Source organism: Streptomyces uncialis, from assembly GCF_001905345.1.
In the GTDB taxonomy this organism is placed as follows: domain Bacteria; phylum Actinomycetota; class Actinomycetes; order Streptomycetales; family Streptomycetaceae; genus Streptomyces; species Streptomyces uncialis.
Genome location: NZ_LFBV01000001.1, coordinates 1,576,376 through 1,599,312 on the forward strand (window position 1 = coordinate 1,576,376; position 22,937 = coordinate 1,599,312).

23 protein-coding genes are annotated in these 22,937 nt (G+C 70.2%); 11 read left to right on the top strand and 12 right to left on the bottom strand.

Annotated features, from left to right (window positions below):
- Positions 1–63 precede the first annotated feature (63 nt).
- The gene (locus AB852_RS06780; RefSeq protein WP_073784526.1) at positions 64–1,731 is read right to left on the bottom strand and encodes a fumarate hydratase; all 1,668 of its coding nucleotides are present in this window, start codon (positions 1,729–1,731) and stop codon (positions 64–66) included.
- A gap of 310 nt (positions 1,732–2,041) precedes the next feature.
- Between AB852_RS06780 and AB852_RS06785 the strand changes: the two genes are divergently transcribed.
- Both AB852_RS06785 and AB852_RS06790 read left to right on the top strand, forming a co-directional pair.
- Positions 2,042–2,743, top strand: a complete 702-nt coding sequence (locus AB852_RS06785) for a DUF1707 SHOCT-like domain-containing protein (RefSeq protein ID WP_073784528.1) — start codon at positions 2,042–2,044, stop codon at positions 2,741–2,743.
- Positions 2,744–2,908: 165 nt separating this feature from the next.
- Positions 2,909–3,286 (top strand): WhiB family transcriptional regulator, encoded by a 378-nt coding sequence (locus AB852_RS06790; protein WP_073784530.1) that lies wholly within the window; start codon positions 2,909–2,911, stop codon positions 3,284–3,286.
- A 124-nt stretch (positions 3,287–3,410) separates the two neighbouring features.
- On the opposite strand, the gene glpX is transcribed toward AB852_RS06790, so the two are convergent.
- Positions 3,411–4,445 (bottom strand): class II fructose-bisphosphatase, encoded by a 1,035-nt coding sequence (glpX, locus tag AB852_RS06795; RefSeq protein ID WP_073784532.1) that lies wholly within the window; start codon positions 4,443–4,445, stop codon positions 3,411–3,413.
- Between the two features lie 265 nt (positions 4,446–4,710).
- On the opposite strand from glpX, the gene AB852_RS06800 reads away from it, so the two are divergent.
- Complete coding sequence (locus tag AB852_RS06800) at positions 4,711–5,232, top strand: DUF4245 domain-containing protein (RefSeq protein WP_073785558.1); 522 nt, start codon at positions 4,711–4,713, stop codon at positions 5,230–5,232.
- 1,057 nt (positions 5,233–6,289) lie between these two features.
- Here AB852_RS06800 and AB852_RS06805 read toward each other — a convergent pair.
- The 4 genes from AB852_RS06805 to AB852_RS06820 all read right to left on the bottom strand — a co-directional run bounded on the left by AB852_RS06805 (position 6,290) and on the right by AB852_RS06820 (position 10,122).
- Positions 6,290–6,880 carry a malonic semialdehyde reductase gene (locus tag AB852_RS06805; protein WP_073784534.1) on the bottom strand — a complete coding sequence of 197 codons (591 nt, stop codon included), beginning with the start codon at positions 6,878–6,880 and terminating at the stop codon, positions 6,290–6,292.
- Positions 6,881–7,160: 280 nt separating this feature from the next.
- A complete protein-coding gene (locus tag AB852_RS06810; protein ID WP_073784536.1) occupies positions 7,161–7,400 on the bottom strand; it encodes an exodeoxyribonuclease VII small subunit in 240 nt (79 codons plus the stop codon).
- Entirely contained in the window at positions 7,397–8,629 is a 1,233-nt protein-coding gene (gene xseA / locus AB852_RS06815; RefSeq protein ID WP_073784538.1) for an exodeoxyribonuclease VII large subunit, read from the bottom strand. Before xseA ends, AB852_RS06810 begins: the two co-directional genes overlap by 4 nt.
- A gap of 62 nt (positions 8,630–8,691) precedes the next feature.
- On the bottom strand, positions 8,692–10,122 hold the full coding sequence (locus tag AB852_RS06820) for an amino acid permease (protein WP_073784540.1): 1,431 nt from the start codon (positions 10,120–10,122) through the stop codon (positions 8,692–8,694).
- A gap of 160 nt (positions 10,123–10,282) precedes the next feature.
- Between AB852_RS06820 and AB852_RS06825 the strand changes: the two genes are divergently transcribed.
- The 6 genes from AB852_RS06825 to AB852_RS06850 all read left to right on the top strand — a co-directional run bounded on the left by AB852_RS06825 (position 10,283) and on the right by AB852_RS06850 (position 15,036).
- The gene (locus tag AB852_RS06825; RefSeq protein WP_073784542.1) at positions 10,283–11,287 is read left to right on the top strand and encodes a 4-hydroxy-3-methylbut-2-enyl diphosphate reductase; all 1,005 of its coding nucleotides are present in this window, start codon (positions 10,283–10,285) and stop codon (positions 11,285–11,287) included.
- A 101-nt stretch (positions 11,288–11,388) separates the two neighbouring features.
- Positions 11,389–12,141, top strand: coding sequence for a polyphosphate--glucose phosphotransferase (gene ppgK / locus AB852_RS06830; RefSeq protein WP_073784543.1), 753 nt, complete (start codon positions 11,389–11,391; stop codon positions 12,139–12,141).
- Positions 12,142–12,459: 318 nt separating this feature from the next.
- Positions 12,460–13,065, top strand: coding sequence for a DUF6542 domain-containing protein (locus AB852_RS38425; RefSeq protein ID WP_245876628.1), 606 nt, complete (start codon positions 12,460–12,462; stop codon positions 13,063–13,065).
- 150 nt (positions 13,066–13,215) lie between these two features.
- Positions 13,216–14,304 carry a redox-regulated ATPase YchF gene (ychF, locus tag AB852_RS06840; RefSeq protein ID WP_073784544.1) on the top strand — a complete coding sequence of 363 codons (1,089 nt, stop codon included), beginning with the start codon at positions 13,216–13,218 and terminating at the stop codon, positions 14,302–14,304.
- 196 nt (positions 14,305–14,500) lie between these two features.
- A complete protein-coding gene (locus tag AB852_RS06845) occupies positions 14,501–14,785 on the top strand; it encodes a type II toxin-antitoxin system Phd/YefM family antitoxin (protein ID WP_073784545.1) in 285 nt (94 codons plus the stop codon).
- Positions 14,782–15,036 carry a Txe/YoeB family addiction module toxin gene (locus AB852_RS06850; RefSeq protein WP_073784546.1) on the top strand — a complete coding sequence of 85 codons (255 nt, stop codon included), beginning with the start codon at positions 14,782–14,784 and terminating at the stop codon, positions 15,034–15,036. Before AB852_RS06845 ends, AB852_RS06850 begins: the two co-directional genes overlap by 4 nt.
- Before the next feature lie 173 nt (positions 15,037–15,209).
- On the opposite strand, the gene AB852_RS06855 is transcribed toward AB852_RS06850, so the two are convergent.
- The 4 genes from AB852_RS06855 to AB852_RS06865 form a co-directional block, all read right to left on the bottom strand.
- Entirely contained in the window at positions 15,210–16,901 is a 1,692-nt protein-coding gene (locus AB852_RS06855) for an AIPR family protein (RefSeq protein WP_245876629.1), read from the bottom strand.
- Positions 16,902–17,042: 141 nt separating this feature from the next.
- A complete protein-coding gene (locus AB852_RS39565) occupies positions 17,043–17,210 on the bottom strand; it encodes a hypothetical protein (protein ID WP_178390942.1) in 168 nt (55 codons plus the stop codon).
- 398 nt (positions 17,211–17,608) lie between these two features.
- Positions 17,609–17,872: a type II toxin-antitoxin system RelE family toxin gene (locus AB852_RS06860; protein ID WP_073784548.1), complete on the bottom strand. Its 264-nt coding sequence runs from the start codon at positions 17,870–17,872 to the stop codon at positions 17,609–17,611.
- The gene (locus tag AB852_RS06865; RefSeq protein WP_073784549.1) at positions 17,865–18,134 is read right to left on the bottom strand and encodes a type II toxin-antitoxin system Phd/YefM family antitoxin; all 270 of its coding nucleotides are present in this window, start codon (positions 18,132–18,134) and stop codon (positions 17,865–17,867) included. Before AB852_RS06865 ends, AB852_RS06860 begins: the two co-directional genes overlap by 8 nt.
- A gap of 206 nt (positions 18,135–18,340) precedes the next feature.
- Here AB852_RS06865 and AB852_RS06870 point away from each other — a divergent pair, with 206 nt between their 5' ends.
- Together AB852_RS06870 and AB852_RS06875 are read left to right on the top strand one after the other, a co-directional pair.
- Complete coding sequence (locus AB852_RS06870; protein ID WP_073785562.1) at positions 18,341–18,592, top strand: type II toxin-antitoxin system VapB family antitoxin; 252 nt, start codon at positions 18,341–18,343, stop codon at positions 18,590–18,592.
- Positions 18,589–19,005: a PIN domain nuclease gene (locus AB852_RS06875; RefSeq protein WP_073784550.1), complete on the top strand. Its 417-nt coding sequence runs from the start codon at positions 18,589–18,591 to the stop codon at positions 19,003–19,005. Before AB852_RS06870 ends, AB852_RS06875 begins: the two co-directional genes overlap by 4 nt.
- A gap of 75 nt (positions 19,006–19,080) precedes the next feature.
- On the opposite strand, the gene AB852_RS06880 is transcribed toward AB852_RS06875, so the two are convergent.
- Together AB852_RS06880 and AB852_RS06885 are read right to left on the bottom strand one after the other, a co-directional pair.
- On the bottom strand, positions 19,081–19,653 hold the full coding sequence (locus tag AB852_RS06880; RefSeq protein WP_073784551.1) for a hypothetical protein: 573 nt from the start codon (positions 19,651–19,653) through the stop codon (positions 19,081–19,083).
- Positions 19,654–19,732: 79 nt separating this feature from the next.
- On the bottom strand, positions 19,733–22,405 hold the full coding sequence (locus AB852_RS06885; protein ID WP_073785564.1) for a glycosyl hydrolase family 65 domain-containing protein: 2,673 nt from the start codon (positions 22,403–22,405) through the stop codon (positions 19,733–19,735).
- Positions 22,406–22,937 lie beyond the last annotated feature (532 nt).

The following is a 22,937-nucleotide window of genomic DNA, read 5'->3' on the forward strand; positions in this document are numbered from 1 at the left end:
CGACCGCCGGCGAACACCGGAGATGCCCCGGGCGGGGGAGACGGCGCTCCCCCGTGCGGCGGCTCAGCCGAGGCCGGGGCCCCGTACCGGGATGCTCGTGAAGGTCGGCGCGGGGGCCGGGTCCTTGAAGAAGTCGTTGCCCTTGTCGTCGACGACGATGAACGCCGGGAAGTCCTCGACCTCGATCCGCCAGACGGCCTCCATGCCCAGCTCCTCGTACTCCACGACCTCGACCTTCTTGATGCAGTCCTGGGCGAGGCGGGCGGCGGGGCCGCCGATGGAGCCGAGGTAGAAGCCGCCGTGCGTGCCGCACGCGTCGGTGACCTGCTGGGAGCGGTTGCCCTTGGCGAGCATCACCTTGGAGCCGCCCGCCGCCTGGAACTGCTCGACATAGCTGTCCATCCGGCCGGCGGTGGTCGGGCCGAAGGAACCGGAGGCGTAGCCCTCGGGGGTCTTGGCCGGGCCCGCGTAGTAGACCGGGTGGTCCTTGAGGTACTGCGGCATGTCCTCGCCCGCGTCGAGACGTTCCTTGATCTTGGCGTGGGCGATGTCACGGGCGACGACCAGCGGACCGGACAGCGACAGCCGGGTCTTGACCGGGTGCTCGCTCAGCGCGGCGAGGATGTCGTCCATGGGCTGGTTGAGGTCGATCCGGACCACGTCGCCGGACTCGTCGAGGTGGTCGTCGGTGGTGTCGGGCAGGAAGCGGGCCGGGTCGGTCTCCAGCTGCTCCAGGAACACGCCCTCGGCGGTGATCTTCGCGACGGCCTGCCGGTCGGCGGAGCAGGACACGGCGATGGCGACGGGCAGCGACGCGCCGTGCCGGGGCAGCCGTACCACCCGGACGTCATGGCAGAAGTACTTGCCGCCGAACTGCGCGCCGATCCCGATCCGCTGGGTGAGCTCGAAGACCTTCTCCTCCAGCTCCTTGTCCCGGAAGCCGTGGCCGAGCGGTGAACCCTCGGCGGGCAGCTCGTCCAGGTAGTGCGCGGAGGCGTACTTGGCGGTCTTGAGCGCGAACTCGGCGGAGGTGCCGCCGACGACGATCGCCAGGTGGTACGGCGGGCAGGCGGCCGTGCCGAGCGAACGGATCTTCTCCTCCAGGAACCTCATCATCGAGGTCTCGTTGAGGACGGCCTTGGTCTCCTGGTAGAGGAAGGACTTGTTGGCCGAGCCGCCGCCCTTGGCCATGAAGAGGAACTTGTAGGCGCCGCCGTCGGTCGCGTACAGCTCGATCTGCGCGGGCAGGTTGGAGCCGGTGTTCTTCTCCTCCCACATGGTCAGCGGGGCCATCTGGGAGTAGCGCAGATTGAGCTCGGTGTACGCGTCGTAGATCCCGCGCGACAGGGCTTCCTCGTCGCCGCCCTCGGTGAGGACCTGCTGGCCGCGCTTGCCCATGACGATCGCGGTGCCCGTGTCCTGGCACATGGGCAGCACGCCCGCGGCGGCGATGTTCGCGTTCTTGAGCAGGTCCAGCGCGACGAACTTGTCGTTGCCGGAGGCCGCCGGGTCGTCGATGATCCGGCGCAGCTGGGCCAGGTGCGCGGGCCGCAGATAGTGCTGGATGTCGTGGATCGCCTCGGCGGCCAGCTTGCGCAGCGCCTCCGGGTCGACCTTGAGGAAGGTGCGCCCGTCCGCCTCGAAGGTGGAGACACCTTCGGCGGTCACCAGGCGGTACGGCGTGGTGTCCGCTCCCAGCGGGAGCAGATCGGAGTACGCAAACTCTGGCATAACGCCTATTCCTCACTAAAAGACAAGCGGCGCACCTCCGTCGGCGGCGCACCCTACAGCGTAATCCGGGGCCCCGGACAACCGTGGTGGGGGTCGGTGCGTCTGTCTGACCGTGGCTTTCGGCTCAAGGACCCGCCGCCGGACGCCGTACGGGACGCGCCCGGACTCCGTACGGGGTGCCGGGGTGCCGGACAGCATGCCGTACGGGGACGGGGCTGTCGGCGGGTTCGGCCGAAGTGGTCGTGCGCCGGGGCATCCGACCGGCGCGGCCCCCTAGTCGCGATCTATCGCGTCTGGGTAATCTGAGGCCGTGGACCTCGAAAAGCGCCGCCAGGAACCGACCGCCGATACGCCGCCCGTGGAGCTCCGCGCCTCGGACGCCGACCGGGACCGGATCGCCGACATCCTCCGTGACGCGCTGGGCGAGGGGCGGATCACCTCCGACGAGCACGCCGAGCGGGTCGAGGGCGTGTACCGCGCCAAGACCGTCACCGAACTCGAACCGTACGTACGGGACCTGCCCTCCCCGGACGGCGCCGGACATCCGCACGTCCGGCCCGCGCACCCCGCCCCCAACCGCCCGGACTCCGGGGCCGTGCCGCCCGCGCCGGACGAGAACCTCGTCGCGGTGTTCAGCAGCAGTGTCCGCCGGGGCCGCTGGCGTGTCTCCCGGCGCACCCACGCGTACGCGGTCTTCGGCAGCGTCGAGATCGACCTGAGCGAGGCGGTCTTCGAGCACCGGCAGGTCGTCGTCAAGGCGTTCTGCCTCTTCGGCAATGTCGAGATAACCGTCCCGGAGAACATCTCGCTGCGCGGCAACGGCGGCGGTGTGCTCGGCAACTTCGAGGTGGACAGCCTCGATTCGCCCGACCCGGACGCGCCGGTGGTCTACGTCGACGGGATCTCCGCCCTCGGCAACATCGAGGCCAGGGCGCGCAAGGGCCGCCGGGTCGCCAACGCCCTGGCGAACCCGGCCACCAGCGACCGGATGCGCAAGTACCTGCGGTTCTGAGGGGAGTTCAGCGGCCCGGTCGGCACCCTGTCCGGCACCTGGCGGGACGGGTCCGCGACCGGACGGGAAGCTTCGGGCATGGGGACTCAGTGCATAGGAACGCGCACAGCGGGTAGGGCTTGCTGCATCGCCGCTCCCTTGCGAAGCCGTCGTCAGGAGTAGACCGTGCTGCATCCGCCGCATCAGTCCTTGCAGGTAGCCGCCGTCCCACCACAGCGGGTACCAACACAGGATCGGGATCAGGACGCCCCATGGCACACGGAAGCGGTCTGCCGCCGCGACGAGGCCGGGCTCTTCTTCGCTCCCTCCAAGGAACCCACAGCGGCCCGGCTGTCCCGGGAGGAAGCCGCCAAGCGGGTCTGCGGGGGCTGCCCCGTGATGATCGAATGCCGTGAACACGCGCTGCTCCAGCCCGAGCCGTACGGGGTCTGGGGCGGACTCACCGCCGCCGAGCGCCGGGTGGTCCTCGCGCGCCGCCGCAGGCGGGACGTCGAACTGAAGAAGGCGGCCCACGTGGCCGACCCGATCGCCGCGGCCGGCTGAACCGCCCGCCCGTACACCCTTCTCCGGTACGGCGACGGGGACGCCCACCCGCACAGCGGGGCGCCCCCGTGGCCGTACCCGGCGACGGCTGCCCGGAACCGGGCGACCGCCGGGTGGCGTCCGGCTACTTCGCGCGGTCGAAGTCGATGGCGCTGTACGCGCGCAGCTTCGACAGCCGGTGCTCGGAGTCGATCTGGCGGATCGTGCCCGACTTGGAGCGCATCACCAGGGACGACGTGGTCGCCGTCTCCGAGCGGTAGCGCACCCCGCGCAGCAGCTCGCCGTCGGTGATACCGGTCGCCACGAAGAAGACGTTGTCCCCGGAGACCAGGTCGTTCGTGGCGAGCACCCGGTCGAGGTCATGGCCCGCGGCGAGGGCGCGTTCCCGCTCCTCGTCGTCCTTGGGCCAGAGCTTGCCCTGGATCGTGCCGCCGAGGCACTTGATGGCACACGCGGAGATGATGCCCTCCGGGGTGCCGCCGATCCCGAGCAGCAGATCGACGCCGGTGCCCTCGCGGACGGCGAGCACCGAGCCCGCGACATCGCCGTCGGAGATCAGCTTGATCCGGGCGCCCGTCTCACGGATCTCCCTGATGATCCCGTCGTGCCGGGGCCGGTCGAGGATGACGACGGTGACGTCCTCGGGGGAGGAGCGCTTGGCCTTCGCGACCCGGCGGATGTTGACCGAGACCGGGGCGTCGATGTCGACGTAGTCGGCGGCTTCGGGGCCGGTCACGAGCTTGTCCATGTAGAACACGGCGGACGGGTCGAACATGGTGCCCCGGTCGGCCGCCGCGAGTACCGCGACCGCGTTCGGCATGCCCTTGGCGGTCAGGGTGGTCCCGTCGATCGGGTCGACGGCGATGTCGCACTCCGCGCCGGTGCCGTCCCCGACCCGCTCCCCGTTGAAGAGCATGGGCGCTTCGTCCTTCTCGCCCTCGCCGATGACGACGACGCCGTTCATCGACACGGTGGAGACGAGGGTGCGCATGGCCCGCACGGCCGCGCCGTCGGCCCTGTTCTTGTCGCCGAGGCCGACCCAGCGGCCCGCGGCCATGGCCGCGGCCTCGGTCACCCGGACGAGCTCCAGGGCCAGGTTGCGGTCGGGGGCCTCCGACGGGACTTCGAGTTCGGTCGGCAACTGATGATGTTCGGTCATCGAGACGCACCTTTCTGATACGACGACGGCCGGATGAGGGTGTGTTCCGACTCTATCCGCAGGTCACCGGAATGAGCAGGGGGGCCCACGGATGAGCGCGGAGGGTGCCCCCGCAGTCCGCGCGGCCACCCCGTCGCAGGTGGGGGCGGGTGGCCGCGGGCCGGTGGCGGAGGGGTCGTCGCTCGCGCGGGCCGCGGGGTCCTCGGCGGGCGCCGGCGTGGGCCCGGTGCCGGGGGCGGGAAGCGGACCTGCGACGATGGTGCGCGTGGCAGGCAGACTCGGCAAGCAGAGCGTACGGAACATGGTGCTGTCGCTGGGGGTGACGGTCCTCTTCGCGGGAGTCATCTGGCTGTTCCTCCCGCACGACGAGGACGGCGACCCGGTGAAGGCGATCGACTACCGCATCGAACTCATCACGGCCCGTCGCGCCGCGCCGTACCCCATCGCCGCGCCCGAGGGGCTCTCCAAGGAGTGGAAGCCGACCTCCGTGCGCTACCGCTCCGCCGAGGCCAGCCGCTGGCACCTGGGATTCCGGTCGCCGGACGGCAAGTACGTCGCGATCGAGCAGTCCACCGAGAAGCCCCGGGTCTTCGCCGAGCAGGCGAGCAGGGGGGCCCGCAAGACGGACGCGACCCAGACGATCGACGGCCGTGTGTGGGAGAAGTACGAGGGGGAGCGGTACGACGCGCTCGTCCTCACGGAGGGCGACGCGACCACCGTGATCACCGGCTCGGCGTCGTTCACCCGGCTCGCGATGATGGCCGGGGCACTGACCACGAAGGCGTGAGCCCCGCCGGGGCTACGGGGTGTGGTCGGTCCCGCACATGTTCCCGTGCGGGATGCCTGGCCGGAAACCAGGTCCCGACACCTGGACGCATTTGTCCCCGCACCCCCGTCCGTGGGTGCGCAGTTCCCCGCGCCCCTGAGGCCGTCCCGGCCGGGCCCACTTGTCCCGGTGCGGGCGCCCGCAGGATGCGCGGTTCCCCGCGCCCCTTGGGTCGCCCCAGGTGGGCGCACTTGTTCCTGCGCGGGTCGCCCGGTGGATGCGCGGTTCCCCGCGCTGGGGTTCCCCACCTGAACGTACGTGTTCCTGTGCGGGTCGTTCGTGGGTGCGCAGTTCCCCGCGCCCCTTTGGGTTCCCCACCTGGGCGTTCTTGTTCCCGTGCGGGTACTCCGGGGGTGCGCGGTTCCTCGCGCCCCTTGGGTCGTCCCGGGTGGGCCTACGTGTTTCCGTGCGGGTCGCCCGCGGGATGCGCGGTTCCTCGCGCTCCTGGGTTTGTCCGGGTGGGCGTACCGGTTTCCTGTGCCGTCGCTCGGTGGGTGCGCAGTTCCCCGCGCCCCTGGGGGTGCCGCCTGGCCTGGGCGGTCGGGTGCGGGCGGCACCTGACGAGCGACGGGTCAAGAGCCCCGAAAGGGGCGCGGGGAACTGCGCGAAGACGAGAACCGCCCCGCACTCGAAGAGCGACAGCAATGGGGCACCACCCAGGGCCGCGAGGAACCGCGCACCACGGACGCCCCGCACAGGAACAAGTACGCCCAGCTGGGGCGACCTCAGGGGCGCGGGGAACTGCGCACCCACCGAGCGACGGCACAGGAACAAGCGCGCTCAGCCGGGACGACTCAAGGGGCGCGGGGAACTGCGCACCCATGAACGACCCGCACGGGAACAAGTACGCCCAGGTGTGGAACCCAAAGGGGCGCGAGGAACCGCGCACCCACCGAGCGACCGGCACGGGAACAGATGGGCCCGGCCGGGACGACCCAAGGGGCGCCGGGGACCGGGCGACCCGCACGGGGGCACGTACGGCCACCGGCGGACCGGAGCCCGAGAGGGGGGAGACCCGTCAGACCGTGGTGATGACCTGCTCGTACCCCAGCCGCGGCGACCGCGGGAACCACGCGTCGTCCCCCGGCCGCCCGATGTTGACCACCATCAGCGGCGAGTGGTCCTCGTCCAGGAACTCCTTCTGGACCCCGGCGAAGTCGAACCCGGTCATCGGCCCGGCGGCGAGCCCCGCGGCGCGCACCCCGATGATGAAGTACCCGGCCTGGAGCGCCGCGTTCACCTGCGCGCTGTTCTCCCGCACCGGCCGCTCCGCGAAGAACGCGTCCTTGGCCTGCGGGAAGTGCGGCAGCAACTGCGGCAGCTCCTCGTGGAACTCGTTGTCCGCGGAGAGGATCGCGACGAGGGGCGCGGTGGCGGTCTTGGCCTGATTGCCCTCGGACATATGGGCCACCAGTCGCTCACGCGCCTCGGCGGAGCGGACCAGGGTGACGCGCAGGGGGGTCTGGTTGAAGGCCGTGGGGCCGAACTTCACCAGGTCGTAGATCGCCTGCACCTGCTCCTCGGTCACCGGCTCGTCGGTGAACGTGTTCGCGGTGCGGGCCTCACGGAAGAGGAGGTCCTGTGCGGTGGGGGCGAGGACGAGGGACATGTGAACCTTCGCGTTGCTGGACGGGGCGGCGGACAGGGGTGTCCGGCCCTGATTTCGTTGATAACTGTACAACCCCAAGGTTGAAGTTTCAATTAACGGAGTGTTGCAGCCGTGTCAAAGAAGGCGGACATGGCGAAGCACGTGCGACGAGCTTTCGTCGCACGTCAGAGGCTTGTGACGGGCACCACGAGGGCGGATCGCCGACCGGACGGGAGCCCGGGAAGCCCGGGAGGTCCCGGAAGCCGGGGGAACCCGGGGCGCCCCGGGCGCCCCGGAGGGGTCAGCCCGACGGCGTCGGCTCGTCGCCGGGTTCCGCGAGGGCCGCGTCAAGCCGGGCGCGGGCGCCGTCCAGCCAGCGGCGGCACACCTTCGCGAGTTCCTCGCCGCGTTCCCACAGGGCCAGGGACTCCTCCAGCGTGGTGCCCCCGGTCTCCAGTCTGCGCACCACGTCGATCAGCTCGTCGCGAGCCTGCTCGTAGCCGAGCGCGGCCCCCTCGGCCCCCGTCGTCGTCCCGCTCATGTCTCCACCTTCCGCGTCTGATCGGCCACCACCTGTACCTCGAACTCCCCCTCGGCGACCCGCGCGCGCAGCCGCGCCCCGTCAGGCGCGTCGGCGGGTGCCCGCACCACATGGCCGTCGTCGCGCTGGAGGACGGCGTACCCGCGCTGCAAGGTCGCGGCGGGGGACAGCGCCACCACGCGCGCGTGGGTGTGCGTCAGCTCGGACGAGGCCCGGTCGAGGAGATGCCCCAGCGTGCGGCGGGAGCGGTCCACCAGGGCGGTGAGCTGCTCGGCGCGGTCGTCCACCATCTTGTGCGGGTCCCGCATCACCGGGCGGGCCAGGGCATGGGCGAGCCCCCGCTCCTCACGGTCCACGAACGCCGCGACGGACCGCCGCGCCCGGTCCCGCAGCTGGGCCACCCGCTCCAGCTCCTCGCCGACGTCGGGGACGACCTTCTTCGCCGCGTCGGTGGGCGTCGACGCCCGCAGATCCGCGACCAGGTCGAGCAGCGGCTGGTCCGGCTCGTGCCCGATCGCGGACACCACCGGCGTACGGCACGCGGCGACCGTGCGGATCAGCGCCTCGTCGGAGAACGGCAGCAGATCCTCCACGCTGCCGCCGCCCCGGGCGACCACGATCACATCGACCTCGTCCAGCGCGTCCAGCTCCTGCACCGCGCCCACGACCTGCGGCACCGCGTGCACCCCCTGGACGGGGACGTTGCGGACCTCGAAGCGGACGGCGGGCCAGCGGTGCCGGGCGTTCTCCAGGACGTCCCGCTCGGCGGCCGACGCCCGCCCGCACACCAGCCCGATCAGCTGGGGCAGGAACGGCAGCGGCCGCTTGCGGTCCAGGGCGAACAGGCCCTCCGCCGCGAGGGACTTCTTCAGCCGCTCCAGCCGGGCCAGCAGCTCACCCACACCGACCGGCCGTATCTCGGTGGCCCGCAGCGAGAGCTGGCCGCGCGGCGCGTACCACTCGGGCTTGGCGAGGACGACGACCCGGGCGCCCTCGGTGACGACGTCCGACACCGTGTCGAACACCTGGCGGTAGCACGTCACCCCCACCGAGATGTCGTGCGACGGGTCGCGCAGCGTCAGGAACACCACCCCCGCGCCAGGACGGCGCGACAACTGGGTGATCTGCCCCTCGACCCAGACCGCGCCGAGCCGGTCGATCCACCCGCCGATCAGTCGGGACACATCGCCGACGGGCAGCGGATTCTCCGCGGACGTGGTGACAGCCATGCGCCCGAGCGTAACGGCACCCACCGACAACGCGACCGCCCCGCACCCGCCTCTCGCCGCCGCTATCCGGCCCCCGGGCCCTTCGGGGGCAGCTCCTCCGCCCGTACGTCCGGCTCCCCGGTGTCCACCCGCCCCCGCTGCGCCAGCAGCACCACCAGCCCCACCGCGAACCAGGCCGCGCCGACCACCTGCGCCGTGCCCGAAGCCGTCACGATCACCGCGACGGTGACGGCCGCGCCGACCACCGGCAGCAGCAGATGCCGCCACCAGATCACCGGCCCGCCCAGACGCCGCACCACGAACCAGCCGACCACGCTCGCGTGCAGCAGGGTGAACGCCGTCAGCGCGCCCACGTCCACCACCGACACCAGATGGTCGAGCCCGTCGTCCCGCCGCGCCGCCCACACCGCCGCCACCAGCGTGATCACCGCGGCCACCAGCAGCGCCACCCGGGGCGTACCCGCGCCGGTGCGCGCCAGCACCCGCGGCAGCCGCCGGTCCCGGGCCATCGCGAACAGCAGCCGTCCGGCCGCCGCCTGCCCGGCCAGCGCCGCGAACGCCGCCCCGATCGCCTTGCTCACCGCCACCAGGTCGTGCAGCCAGGTGCCCACCGACACGTCCACCGCGTCGTAGAACGCGGACCCCTGCTTCGCCGGGTCCGCCGCCAGCTCCGCCGACGACAAGGGCTCCAGCAGCGCCACGAGATACGTCTGCGCCACGAACAGCGCGCCCGCGAGCACCAGACACACCAGCACCGCCCGCGCCACCTTCGCCGACCCGCCGGTGACCTCCTCCGCGAACGACGCGATCGCGTCGAACCCGAGGTACGACAGCACCGCCACCGACACCGCGCCCAGCACCGCCGAGAACGCGAACGTGGTGTCCCCCGCGAACGGCGACCACAAATCCCGCTGCGCCCCGTCCCGCACCAGCACCACCACGGCGGCCGTCACGAACACCAGCAGGACGACGATCTCCATCGCCAGCACGGCGAAGCCCACACGCGCGGCGGCCCGTACGCCCCACACGTTCAGCAAGGTGGTGACGACGACCGCGATCGCCGTCCACACCCACCGGGACACCTCCGGGACCAGCGCGTTCATCGCGATCCCCGAGAACAGGTACGCCACCGCCGGGATCAGCAGATAGTCCAGCATCGCCATCCAGCCCGCGACGAACCCGGCCCCCCGGCCGAGCCCCACGCGCGCGTAGGCGAACACCGAACCCGCGTGCGGGACCACCCGCACCATCTGGGCGTAACTGAACGCCGTGAACGCCATCGCGACCGTCGCGACCACATAGACCAGCGCGACCGCCCCGTGCGACTTCGCGTCGAGCGTGCCGAACACACCCACCGGGGCCATCGGAGCGATGAACAGCAGGCCGTAGACGACCAGGTCACGAAAGCCCAGGGTGCGCCGCAGCCCCGGACCCGCCGGATCGGGAACCACCGCCGGCCCTTCGTCGCCCCCGGGTGCACCGCTCGCGGTCATGGCTGCGCCTCCGTGGGCCGACAGGGCCGGAGCGGACGGGGAGCACCCGTGCGCGGGGGGCGTGAGCAGTTCAGGAAGGCGCCCCGCGCACGGGTGCGTGCTCCGGCTCACCCAGTTTCCCCAACAAGCCGATCATCCACCTGCCGGGCAGGGCCTTACGATGGGTGGCATGACTGCTTCGCCAGCCCGCCGGGTCCTGCTCGCCGCCCCCCGTGGGTACTGCGCGGGTGTGGACCGAGCCGTGATCGCCGTCGAGAAGGCCCTGGAACAGTACGGGGCCCCGATCTACGTCCGCCACGAGATCGTCCACAACAAGTACGTCGTGCAGACCCTGGAACGGAAGGGCGCCATCTTCGTCGAGAAGACGGCGGAGGTCCCCGAGGGGTCCATCGTCATGTTCTCCGCGCACGGCGTGTCCCCCGTGGTCCACGACGAGGCCGCCCAGGGCAAGCTCGCCACGATCGACGCCACCTGCCCGCTGGTCACCAAGGTCCACAAGGAGGCCGTCCGGTTCGCCCAGGACGACTACGACATCCTCCTGATCGGCCACGAGGGCCACGAGGAGGTCATCGGCACGTCCGGTGAGGCGCCCGACCACATCACCCTGGTCGACGGCCCCGAGGACGTCGCCAAGGTCGAGGTCCGCGACCCGTCCCGCGTGGTGTGGCTCTCCCAGACGACGCTCTCCGTGGACGAGACCATGGAGACCGTCGACGCCCTGAAGACCAAGTTCCCGAACCTCATCTCGCCCCCCAGCGACGACATCTGCTACGCCACCCAGAACCGCCAGGTCGCGGTGAAGGAGATGGGCGCCGAGTCCGACCTGGTCATCGTCGTCGGCTCGCGCAACTCCTCCAACTCCGTACGGCTGGTCGAGGTCGCCCTGAACGCGGGCGCCAAGGCCGCGTACCTGGTGGACTTCGCCAGCGAGATCGACGAGACCTGGCTCGACGGTGTCACCACCGTCGGACTGACCTCCGGCGCCTCGGTGCCCGAGATCCTGGTCGAGGAGGTCCTGGAGTACCTCTCCGCCCGTGGCTACGCGGACGTGGAGCTGGTCAAGACGGCCGAGGAGTCGATCACCTTCTCGCTGCCGAAGGAACTGCGCCGGGACCTGCGCGCCGAGGCCGCCGCCCTGGCCGCGGGCGGCACCGCCGAGCAGTAGGCCGGCCCGGCCCGACCGGACGCCGCGGTCCTGGGCGGCCGGCGGCCGGTACCACGGCATTCGGGGAGTGACCGCCGGTCCCGCGTCGTAACGTAGGGCGCATGGAGATCTTCGGTGTGGACATCGGCGGCTCAGGGATCAAGGGCGCGCCCGTCGACCTGGACCGCGGCGACCTGGCGGCCGAGCGGTTCAAGGTCCTGACCCCCCAGCCCGCCACCCCCGACGCCGTGGCCGACGGGGTGCGGGACGTGGTGGACCACTTCGGCTGGAAGGGCCCGGTCGGCATCACCTACCCCGGGGTCGTCACCGGCGGCGGCACGGTCCGTACGGCGGCGAACGTCGACAAGAGCTGGATCGGCGTCGACGCGCGCGCCCTGCTCGCCGACCGCCTCGGGGGCCTCCCGGTCGTCGTGCTGAACGACGCGGACGCCGCCGGGGTCGCGGAGACGCGCTTCGGCGCCGGACGCGACCGCGCGGGCACGGTGTTCCTGCTCACCTTCGGCACCGGCATCGGCAGCGCCCTGTTCGTCGACGGGACCCTTGTGCCCAACACCGAGCTGGGCCATCTCGAACTCCACGGCCACGAGGCGGAGAAGCACGCCTCCACCAAGGCCAAGGAGGACCACGACCTCAGCTGGGAGCACTGGGCGCACCGCGTCCAGAAGTACCTGGCCCATGTGGAGATGCTGTTCTCGCCGGAGCTGTTCATCATCGGCGGTGGGGTGAGCCGCAAGTCCCACAAGTTCCTGCCGCTGATCGAGGGCATCCGGGCGGAGATCGTCCCGGCGCAGCTGGAGAACAACGCGGGCATCGTGGGCGCGGCGATGCGCGCGGCCGAGCTCCACCCGTCCTAGCTTCACCGGGCGGTCCGTACCGGCGGCGCGGAAGGGTCCCTCAGGGCATTCACCCCACCCGGACAGCCTTGAGGACCAATAGGGTGAAGATCCACCCGAACGGTCCCGCGGTCGTACTGCGGACGGTTCGAACAGAGCGCCAAGCTCGGCCAAAACGCGTGTCCCGCTGCCCTTTGAGCACATAAGCGCACCTAAGTTGGAGCAGTGGAGCAACCCAGGACGCGTCCCTCTCAGAACCGATCGCGACGACCCGCGCCGCTGCCGCCGCAGGCGGGGCCCCATGGCCGCGGGTCCGACGCGTACGGCCCCGACGCCTCCGTGCCCCGCCGCCCCGGCCGGCCGGTCTCCCCGCTGGCCCGCAGACTCCGCGCACTGCCCAACCCCCGGCTCACCGGACTGGGCAGCGGACTGTTCTGCGCCGGTTCGATGTTCCTCCTCGGCTGCCTCGACCAGCTGCTGTTCGGCGGCTCCATCGCCGTGTACGGCGTGCTGTTCCTGCTGGTCAGCGCGCTGACCGCGATCTGGGTACGACGTGCCGACCTGATCACCGCCCCGATCTGCGCGCCGATCGCGTTCACTGCGGGGGTCGTGCCGATCGCCGACAGCACCGGTGACGGCCTCGCCGGGCGGATCATGGGGGTGTTCACCGCCCTCGCGCTGCACGCGGGCTGGCTCTACGGCGGCACCCTGGTCGCCGGGCTGATCGTCCTCGTCCGCAAGGTCCGCCTGATCGCCCGCAAGGCCGCGGCGAACCGTGCCGCCCGCAGCGCCCAGCGGGCGCGCGTCCGCGCCGAGCAGCGGGCCGCGGGCGCCGAGCGGCCCCGCCGCCCCCACCCGGAGGACACCCCCGCCCGCGCCCTCACGCCCCGGGCCCGCCGCGCCCAGCAGCCGGAGCCGCAGCGCCCCCGGCGCCGCACGGTCTGAGGCCCCGGCCGGGCTTCCCGCGGCCGTCCGACCGGTCCCCGTCCGGGGCGACCGGTACCCCGTAGACTGTGGGATCGGCCCGTGTGCCGGGTGTCCCGTCAGGGATCAGGCCCGGGTCCCCACCCAGCCTCTCGTACGGGAAGTCGCAACGTGTCGCTCACGATCGGAATCGTCGGTCTGCCCAATGTCGGCAAGTCGACCCTGTTCAACGCCCTGACCAAGAACGACGTGCTGGCGGCCAACTACCCGTTCGCCACGATCGAGCCCAACGTCGGTGTGGTCGGCGTCCCCGACCCCCGGCTGGCGAAGCTCGCCGAGGTCTTCGGCTCGGCGAAGCAGCTCCCCGCGACCGTCGACTTCGTGGACATCGCGGGCATCGTCCGTGGCGCCAGCGAGGGCGAGGGCCTGGGCAACAAGTTCCTCGCGAACATCCGTGAGTCCGACGCGATCTGCCAGGTCATCCGCGCGTTCAAGGACGAGAACGTCGTCCACGTCGACGGCAAGGTCTCCCCGAAGGACGACATCGAGACGATCAACACCGAGCTGATCCTCGCCGACCTCCAGACCATCGAGAAGGTCCTGCCCCGGCTCCAGAAGGAGTCGCGGATCAAGAAGGACATCGGGCCGAAGGTCAAGGCCGTCGAGGAGGCGCAGAAGATCCTGGAGTCGGGCCAGACCCTCTTCGCCGCGGGCATCGCCCAGGGCACGGAGGCCGCCGAGCCGCTGCACGATCTGCATCTGCTGACCGGCAAGCCGTTCCTGTACGTCTTCAACGTCGACGAGGACGAGCTGACCGACGAGGACTTCAAGAACGAGCAGCGCGCCCTGGTGGCCCCCGCCGAGGCGATCTTCCTCAACGCCAAGCTGGAGCAGGACCTCGCGGAGCTGGACGACGAGGAGGCCCTGGAACTCCTCCAGTCCGTCGGCCAGGACGAGCCCGGCCTCGCCACGCTGGCCCGCGTCGGCTTCAACACCCTCGGCCTCCAGACCTACCTCACGGCAGGCCCGAAGGAGTCCCGCGCCTGGACCATCAAGCGCGGCGCGACGGCCCCCGAGGCGGCCGGCGTCATCCACACGGACTTCCAGAAGGGCTTCATCAAGGCCGAGGTCATCTCCTTCGCCGACCTCATCGAGACGGGCTCGGTCGCCGAGGCCCGCGCGAAGGGCAAGGCCCGCATGGAAGGCAAGGAGTACGTCATGCAGGACGGGGATGTGGTGGAGTTCCGTTTCAACGTGTGAGCGTCGTATTACTGCAAGCTAGGCACTTCATCAAGTTTGCAGGTGGCAAGGGGTCGGCTTCCCGGGCAGTCGGCCCCTCGTCGTCTCCCGTGCCGGGATGGTGCTGGGATTCCTGATCTTTCGTCAGGTATCCGCCCTGTCCGGGAGTGATGAAAGTGGTACGTTATTCGGTACCGCAATCGGGAAGGGGCAGGTCATGTCCATAACTGCGAGTGAAGCCCGCAAGGCGCTCTTTCCGCTGATCAAGAAGGTCAACGAAAATCACGAGGCCATCGAGATCGTCTCCAAGCATGGCAACGCGGTGCTCGTCTCGGCCGAGGACTATGCGGCGCTACGTGAAGGCTCGTACCTCCTGCGCTCTCCGGTGAACGCTCGCCGCTTGCTCAAGGCGTACGAAAACGCCTTGGCCAACATCAACGTGTCCGAGCGGGATCTGATCGACCCCGACTCGCCGGATGCGGCACGTGAGGGTGCCGCGTGAGGCTCGTCTTCGAGGATCAGGGCTGGGAGGACTACACGTCCTGGCTCAAGAACGACCGGAAGACGCTCACTCGGATCAACAAGCTCATCGAGGACGTCAAGCGTGACCCCTTCACGGGGATCGGCAAGCCCGAGCCGCTGAAATACCACTTGCCCGGGGCATGGTCGCGGCGGATCGACGATGAGCACCGCCTCGTCTACCTGGTCACGGACAAGGAAATCGTCATTCTCGCGGCTCGTTATCACTATTGACGTCCGGGACGTTTTCTTGTGGGACGCGGCCCGTGCGGTGCAGGCTGGCGACGGAAGGCGCTGCTAGGGCCACAGTCAGGGAATTATATCGCCCATGGCTTGCTGCGGTCGGGCGTGGAATCTTGAGTGTGCTGGGGCACCCGGCGGAGAGTCAATCCGCCGGGTGTCGCCGGTCAGCCGGAACCAAACTTGGCCTCGACCTGGGTGACCAGGTCGCGGCACTTTGTGGTGTTCTTGAAGAGCGGCGCGAGATAGTTGTTCGAGTAGGTGCTCTCGATGGCCTCGGTCAGGTGCTCGAGAGCGATGTCGGTCACCTTGTGTACCCGCTTGGTCTCCTTGTCCCAGTCGTAGTTCGCATCGTCGACCTTGTCCAGTCTGAGTTGGTTGAAGACCAGCTGCAGCACGAGCCGGTTCCCGTGCGCGGCCACCGCGAACTCCCTGTCGACGAGATTCCTCCGGCGATCGGTCAAGTCTGCCTCGACCGCACGCATCACTTGAACGCAACGCCACACTCGATGCGCGCTGGTCCCGTTGTTGAACAGGTTTGTGTACGGTGCTCGTTCGGTGTTTTCGGACAGCCGGCCAACCGCGCTCTTCGCCAGGACTGTGTAGTACGGATTGTTGAGGGCGCAGGCAAGGGCGACGATTGCGTCTTCGACTGTGCACCCGTCACTCTCTGCGGGCACGTTTTCCCCGCGCTTGACGGAGTACTGCTTGTGCAGCGACAGAAGCATGTCCCGACGAATGCGTTCCTGCTGTTGATCAAGTGCGACGAAGTCGCGATTCTCGACACTGTTCTGCGTGTTCGTCGCCCGGGTCACGTCCGTGGCGAAATCGGGTGGACATCCCTCGAGCGAAATGAATCGAACCCATACGCGGGCCTCTTCGAGAGGCTTCTCCTCCTTCTTTGCGGCCCGGTGGATGCTCGCCACGGTCTGTGCCCCATTTACCACGCTCACACCCTCGATTGTGAAGTCTCCGTACGCGTGGGTAGAGCCACCGCGAGGTGTCTTCTTGATGGACTCGCAGAGTGCGGTGATTCCGTTGTTGAAATACCAGAAGTTCTCACCCTGGGTGAGGAGCGTGTGGGTCAAGCCCTCGTTTACATCGGTATTGCCGAGCGACTTGCGCAGATTCTGCGAGAAGAGTCGATCGCCGTGCTGTTCGAACCATGAGGCGATTTCTGTCGCCTGAACAAGTCCGTAGTACGCCTGATAAGGAAGGTCGACCTTGCCCCACTGCTCGATGGGTACGGTCAACTCGATCCGTGGTCCTGCTGTTCCTTCGACCACCATGGAGTGAAATTCTCGTAGGCCAAGTACTTCCAGGGTGACCACTGGATCGTTTTCGTTGGCTTCCGCCAGGAAGTCGGCGAAGACATACTGGGCCTCCGCTGGCAGGGTGCTTCGGCCCGTAGTGGCGACAACCACGATGAAGGTGACCGCGGCATCACTCAGAGCTGCAGTGATTTCTGTTCGACGCGCTTGGAGCGTGGGGGAGAAGCGGTCGAACTTCATGTTGAACAAGTCGCTGCAGCCGTTCCGGATCTTGAGGGCGTCGGCCTGGGAGAGCCCAGAGTTTCCTGAACTGTCTAGTTTTGACTGGACGATGACGATCCGGCGGTTTTCCTCATCGATGGCCAGAGCATCGATCCCGTTGTCGTGGAACCCGTCGGTCACGGCGGCGGCGGCCTCGTCGAGGGTGCAGCCCGTGAAGCGCTGTACGGCGCGAGCTGCCAATGCCCTGCTGAGGAAGATCGTGTCGGATTGGGCGCGCTGGCTGCCCGCCAGATCGCTCAAGTCGATCAGGCCGGTGAAGTCCTGGCTGAGTGAATCCTTGACGTGGTGAACATGCAGCGTGCGCACGGAGGTCCCGCCCCTCGTCGTCCCGTGAACCAAGAGATTCAGCGTAACTCTTGGGAATGGTCCTGCCTTGGCCTTTCGGTGGGGGTGGCGCAGCTGCCAGGTTCTGGCTGCGATCGCGATCGAAGCCAGGTGTGGGCTGCGTCAGCGGTGGCGGCGCCGAGGGAGGAGGCCCGCGCTTGCCGCCACGGCGGGTGGCGACGGCCGCAGCTGCATCAGCTTGCTGATCGCCCGCTCGACGGTGTTGCGCTTCTCGTATCGCGTGGAGCCGAAGCCCGAAGGCGGCCGCCCGGCGAGGCCCGGCGCTGGCATCCGGCCTGCTGGTCCTTCCTGTCGGGCGGCAGGCGGTGCGGGTGGCGCCTTCTTCGGGCGCTGCGGCGGCGTGTTGGTGCGCACGCACCTGGGCGGAGTCGATGCTGAGGTCCGAGTCGACACTCCGTCGGCGTCGGCCAGGGCCTCGACGTGCTGGAGCAGCTGGGATGGAGCCCCCGTGCTGGGACCGTGCTGGGACGACGTCCGAGAAAGCCGCACCTTCGCAGGTGGGAGCTCTGCAGTAGACATTCAGGTTCAACGTGTAGTCGTGCGCATGTCGCACGTGACCTTATTGGTCAAGTGTGCAGGTAGGAAGGGGGCGGACTCTGTCGAGTCCGACCCCTTCGTTGTTACCGTGCTGGATGGGTGCTGGATATTTCGACGTGGGCCGATGGGGATCAGGTCTCGTGAACGGTGGACCGGTGTCCGACGTGAACGACCCAGATCACCAGTTCCCCGTTGTCGATCGTGTAGACGACGCGGTAGTCGCCGACGCGGAGGCGGCGACGTTCGGGCTGGGAGACGAGTGCGGTGGTGTTGAAGCCGAGAGGGTCGGTCTCCAGCTCGGTCAGCTTGGCCAGGACGCGCAGCGCCATGTCGCGAGGGATCTTCCGGAGCTCGGCCTGGGCCTCGGGGCGGAAGACGGTTCGGTACTCACTCACCGCGCGCCAGCGTCTCCCTCATGATGTCCTCGATCGGGATGCCGGGTGCCGGCTCGGCCATGCGCTCGTCGATGATCCGGTTGATCTCGCGCTCTTCCCATTCCTGGTACTTGCGCAGCACCTCGATGGACACCACGGCGGCGACTTCCTTGCCCCGGCGCGTGATCACCGTAGGTACATCGTCGCGATCGGCGCGCTCCACCACCTCTGCCAGGTGAGCTCGCACGTCACGGATGGACTCTATGGGTAGCGGCTGCGTCATGCGCTCAAGTGTACCTAGTGTCCCATGTGTACACAAAGCCCACGCAATGACGGCCGGAGTCTCTCGTTGTGACGGGCCTTTTCGATATCCGGCGCGGCGCTCCAGTTTCTGCTCTGGGTGCTCTCGGTGCGTTCAAGCGTCTAGATGTCATTTGCGTCTCAGAAAGGATATCATTCTTGCGTTGTCGGGCTGTGGAGGGATGGCTGATGGCCAGGACTGTGATCGATCTGGACGAGGAGATCGTCGAGCAGGCGATGCGGGTGTACGGGGTGAAGACGAAGGCCGCCGCAGTGCGGGCGGCCATGGAGGAGGGGGTGAGGTTGCGGCTGCGCCGGGAGCTGTTCGATGCCATTGACGAGGGTGAGTTCGAGGACGCGTTCGCAGAGATCCGGGCACAGACGGGGCCGCGGAATCCGGACGGCTCGCTGAAGCGCGAGGGCGGGGCTTCGGCGGCGTGAAGGGGCGCTACCTCATCGACAAGTCCGCCTTGGCCCGCCGGGGCAAACCGGCCGTTCGTGCCCGGCTGGACGCACTGGATCGTGACGGGCTCCTGGCGGTGTGCGCCCCGACGGAGTACGAGGTTCTGTACTCGGCGCGCGGAAGGCCCGAGGCGCTGCGTCTGCGTACTCTGCTCCGTGGTTTCGACTACTTGCCCTGCAATGATGAGGAGTTCGAGCGGGCGCTCGCGATCCAGGCGTCGTCGCTGAACGCTGGATTTCACCGGGCACTGTCGCTTGCCGACGTCCTCATCGCGGCGACGGCTGAACGGCACCGGGCCACGGTCCTGCACTACGACGGTGACTTCGACATGATCGCCTCGGTGAGCGGGTTGCAGGCCGAGTGGGTCGTGGAGCCCGGTACCGCCGACTGAGCTGGGAGACGCCGGGCGTGGTGCCGATCCGCAGGCTGATCGAGTACTCCTTGCTACCGCTCACGGTGGTCGGTGTTACGGCCGGCTGTCGGGCGGGGTCAGCAGTGGGTCGTACCGTTCGCCGTGTTCCTCCGAGGTGGGGAGGAAGTCCGGGGTCGTGCGGGTGGCCATCGTGCGGAGGTGGGTCAGGGCCTCGGGGAGGGGGAGGGGGGTGAGGGACAGGGTGGTCAGGGCGGTGGTCCGGGCGGCGTCCAGGGTGGGGTGGTCCTCGCGCAGGGCGGATTCGAGCTCGGCGGCGGGGTGGCCCGCGTCGAGGTCGCGCCAGTACGGGAACGAGATCAGCAAGGTCAGGGCCCCGGCCAGGTTCTCGCCGAGCAGGGTCGCCCCGCCCTCCGAGTCGGCGTACAGGACGGGGCGGTCGGCGGTCGTTTCCGTGGCGCCGCACAGGAAGTACGTACCGCCTGTTCCGCAGCCCGCTATGGGGTGCAGCGGGAGGCCCGAGGGGAGGGCGAGGCGTTCCACCGGGTCCCGGCGGCCCAGGTCGAAGTCGCAGGGCCAGTCCAGGAAGCGGGCCAGGGCGGGGTCCGCGGTGATGCGGCGCAGGAGTTCGGTGGCGTCCGGTGCCGCTCCCGTGTGGTTCGTCGTCATGGCCGGAAGGTAGCAACGGGGTCCGACAGCGGGTTCCTTGCCCGCTTCCCGTGGAGCGGCCATGAAAGCTGCCTGTGCCCTACCGCACGACCACCTCCGTGATGCCCGTGTCCACCGAGGTCCCGGTCAGGGTCACCCGCACCTGGCGGGCGGGTGTCGCGTCGCCGCCCGAGGCGTACGGAGTCCATCGCGTGCCGTCCGCCGACAGTTCCACGTGAAACGCCTCGGTGCCCCGGACCAGGATCTCCCGTACGGGGGTGACGCGGCCCAGGTCCACGGTCAGGGCTGCGCCCGGGAGTTGCGGGCGCCACTCGGTCGTCGTGTTGCCGTCCACGGCTGCCGTCGCGTAGAGCCCCGGCTCCTCGGAGGTGGCCGTCACGGGACGGCAGCGGGCGAGGTCGTCGGTGGGGGTCAGATCGGGGCGGCGGGTCTTGAGGACGGCGGGCCGGTCGCGGGTGACGGTGAAGCGGCCCTGCGGGGAGTCCACGGGGAAGGGGTCCCCCGACCGCAGCCGGACGGTGGTCTCCCCGGGGCCGATCGCGACGTCGTACACGCGGCCCCGCCAGCGCAGCCCGCGCAGGGTCACACCCCGCTCCCCGGCGGCCAGTTGCGGCGGCAGGGTCGGATCGAGGCGGACGGCGTCCGGCCGGGGCCGCAGTCCGGTCAGACCGTGGGTGAACACCTGGAGGAAGCCGCCCTTGCCGGTCAGGAAGTCCTGCGCGGGCGAGCCCGACAGCGGGTCGTCGGCACCCGCCTTGTCCCCGCGCGCCTCCGAGAACAGCGCGAACGGACCGCGGAAGTACGGCCGTGACGCCCGCTGGAGGAAGGTGTACGCCGCGCAGCCCGGCTCGTCGATCGCGGCGGCGGCGATCGCGTACACGGAGTCGGTCATCGCGGGCCCGTCCAGATCGGTGCGCGCCGTGTAGTAGTCGAGGGTGGCCGACGCCGCGCCCTCGGGCATGGGCCACTCCAGGGGGTAGACGAGCAGGACGGTGTCCGCCTGCTTGATCCGGGTCCCGGTGTAGCCGTCGTACTGGAGGAACACCTTGCGTGCGGGGTCGTAGGGGATGCGCAGCCCGTCCGCGATCGCCGTCCAGCCGGTGGGGGCCGTGCCGCCCAGTTCGCGGGCGGCGAGGACCGCGTAGCGCAGGGCGGTCGCGGCGACGGCGTTCGTGTACGCGCCGTCGTCGACGCCGTTGCTGTACTCGTCGGGGCCCGCGACCTCCTTGATCGAGTAGCTGCCGTCCGGGTTCGCCGTCACCCGGGACGCCCAGTACTCCGCGATCCCGCGCAGCAGCGGTCCGCCGCGCTCGCGCAGCCAGTCACGGTCACCGGTGGCGAGGTAGTACTGCCAGGCGGCCAGCGCGATATCGCCCTGGAGATGGTTCTGGGTGACGCAGTGCGGGGGCCGCCAACTCTGGCACTCCGCCCACAGATCGCCGCGCCGGGCACTCGTCCAGGGGTAGAACAAGCCTTTCACGCTCGTCCTCGACGCGTTGGCGGCGGCGGCCGGGCGGGTGCGGTCGCGGTAGTCCAGCACGGGCCGGGCGAGTTCGGGACGGGTGGCGAGCAGCCCCGGGAACATCCAGGTCTCGGCGTCCCAGAAGATCATGCCCGCGTAGTCGTCGCTGCTCAGCCCGGTGGGCGCGACGCTGTTACGGGCACCGGGGCGCAGCGCGGACAGCAGCCCGTACTGGGCCGAGCGCAGCCACAGTTGCAGCTCGGCGTCGGCCGGGACCTCGATGTCCGAGGACCACAGTTCGCGCCAGGCGGCGGTGTGCCGTTCGAAGAGCGCGTCCCAGCCCGTCGCGGCGGCGCGCTGTGACACCTCGCGGGCGGAGTCGCGCGGGGTCCGGGAGGTCAGCGTGGTGTCGACGCCGACGTACTTGGTGATCTCGTACGTCTCGCCCGCGCGGACGTCGAGCACGGCGCGCTGGGTGGCGGTGAGTCCGCTCGCCGGGCGGGCCGGGTGGACGGGGCCGGGCGCGCGGAGGGTGGAGACGACCGCGCCTTCGTCCCCGCTGTCCCTGGTCCCGCCCCCGTTCCTGTCCTCGTCGCCGTCCGTGCGGAAGGTGACCGCCAGGGAGTCCTTGCCGACCGCGCCGCCGCCCTCGACCGGGGTGATCCGGCGGGCGCCCCGGCCGTCGACCCGGTCGGTGACCTCGGCGCGGCCGTTCCAGTGCGGGGTCATCCGCAGCCGTACGGCGCCCAGACGGGCCTCGGCGCGGTCGGTCAGGACGTCGTACTCCAGGTCGGTGCGGCGGCCGTCCGGGGCGGTCCAGGTGAGGGAGGTGCGCAGGAATCCGCAGCGCAGGGAGAGGGCCTGCCGGTAGTCGGTGATCCGGCCCGACCGGCCTGACCGGTCCGCCGCGGTCCCCGGGTCGTACGTGTGCCCGCCCGCCGTCACCTCCAGGCCGGTCCAGTTGGGGAGCGCGGCGATCGCGTCGCGCCCCGCCGTGTTCTCCGGGCCCCGTCCGTAGAGGCCGGAAACGAACGCGCCGTCGTAGCGCGGGGTGTACAGCGGCCAGCCGGTGGCCCCGCCCGGTTCGGCGTAGCCGCTTCCCGAGGGCGGGACGCGCACCCCGAGGTAGCCGTTGCCGACGTACGGGTGGTACGCGTCGGCCGGACCGGTGGGTTCGGCGACGGCGGGCGTCCAGGCGGGGGAGCCGGTGGCGCAGTCGGGGGCGGTGCGCGGGAGTTCCGGGGCCGGGGCGTGGGCGGCCGCCGGGGCCGACGGCAGCAGGAGGGTCAGCGCGAGGAGGGTGGCCGTACGGGGTACTGGCCCGGGGCGACGGCGGCGGTCGCGGCGGGGAACCGGGCGGCGGGGGTCCGGGGCGGGGTGCGTGGTCACCGTCCGACCATGGGCCGCCCGTGCCGTCGTACCCGGGTGCGCGCGCCGTGTCGTCCCACGGATGACCCGGACGGGGAGGGGCGGGACGGCGAACGCCCATGCCGACGAACGCCCATGACGGCGACGCCAGGACGGCAACGCCCGGGACACCGGCATCCGGACGGCTACGCCAGGGACGCCCGGGACGGGAGGGCGAACGGCGAACGGCGGGACGGTGGGTGGGTCCTCGCCTGTGTGGCCGGTGCGTGAGTGTCATGGCGTGCGCATGGCGTGAGTGTTACATCCGGACAGTGCCTCTTGTGGAAATCCTATGGGACCGCCAACCTTTCGCTTGGCGGCAGAAATTGACATGACCCTGTCGCTAATTCGCACGGCTGCTCATCCGGACCCCCGGAACCCCCGCACCCCCGTGCGCCCCGGGAGCGTCCGCCGC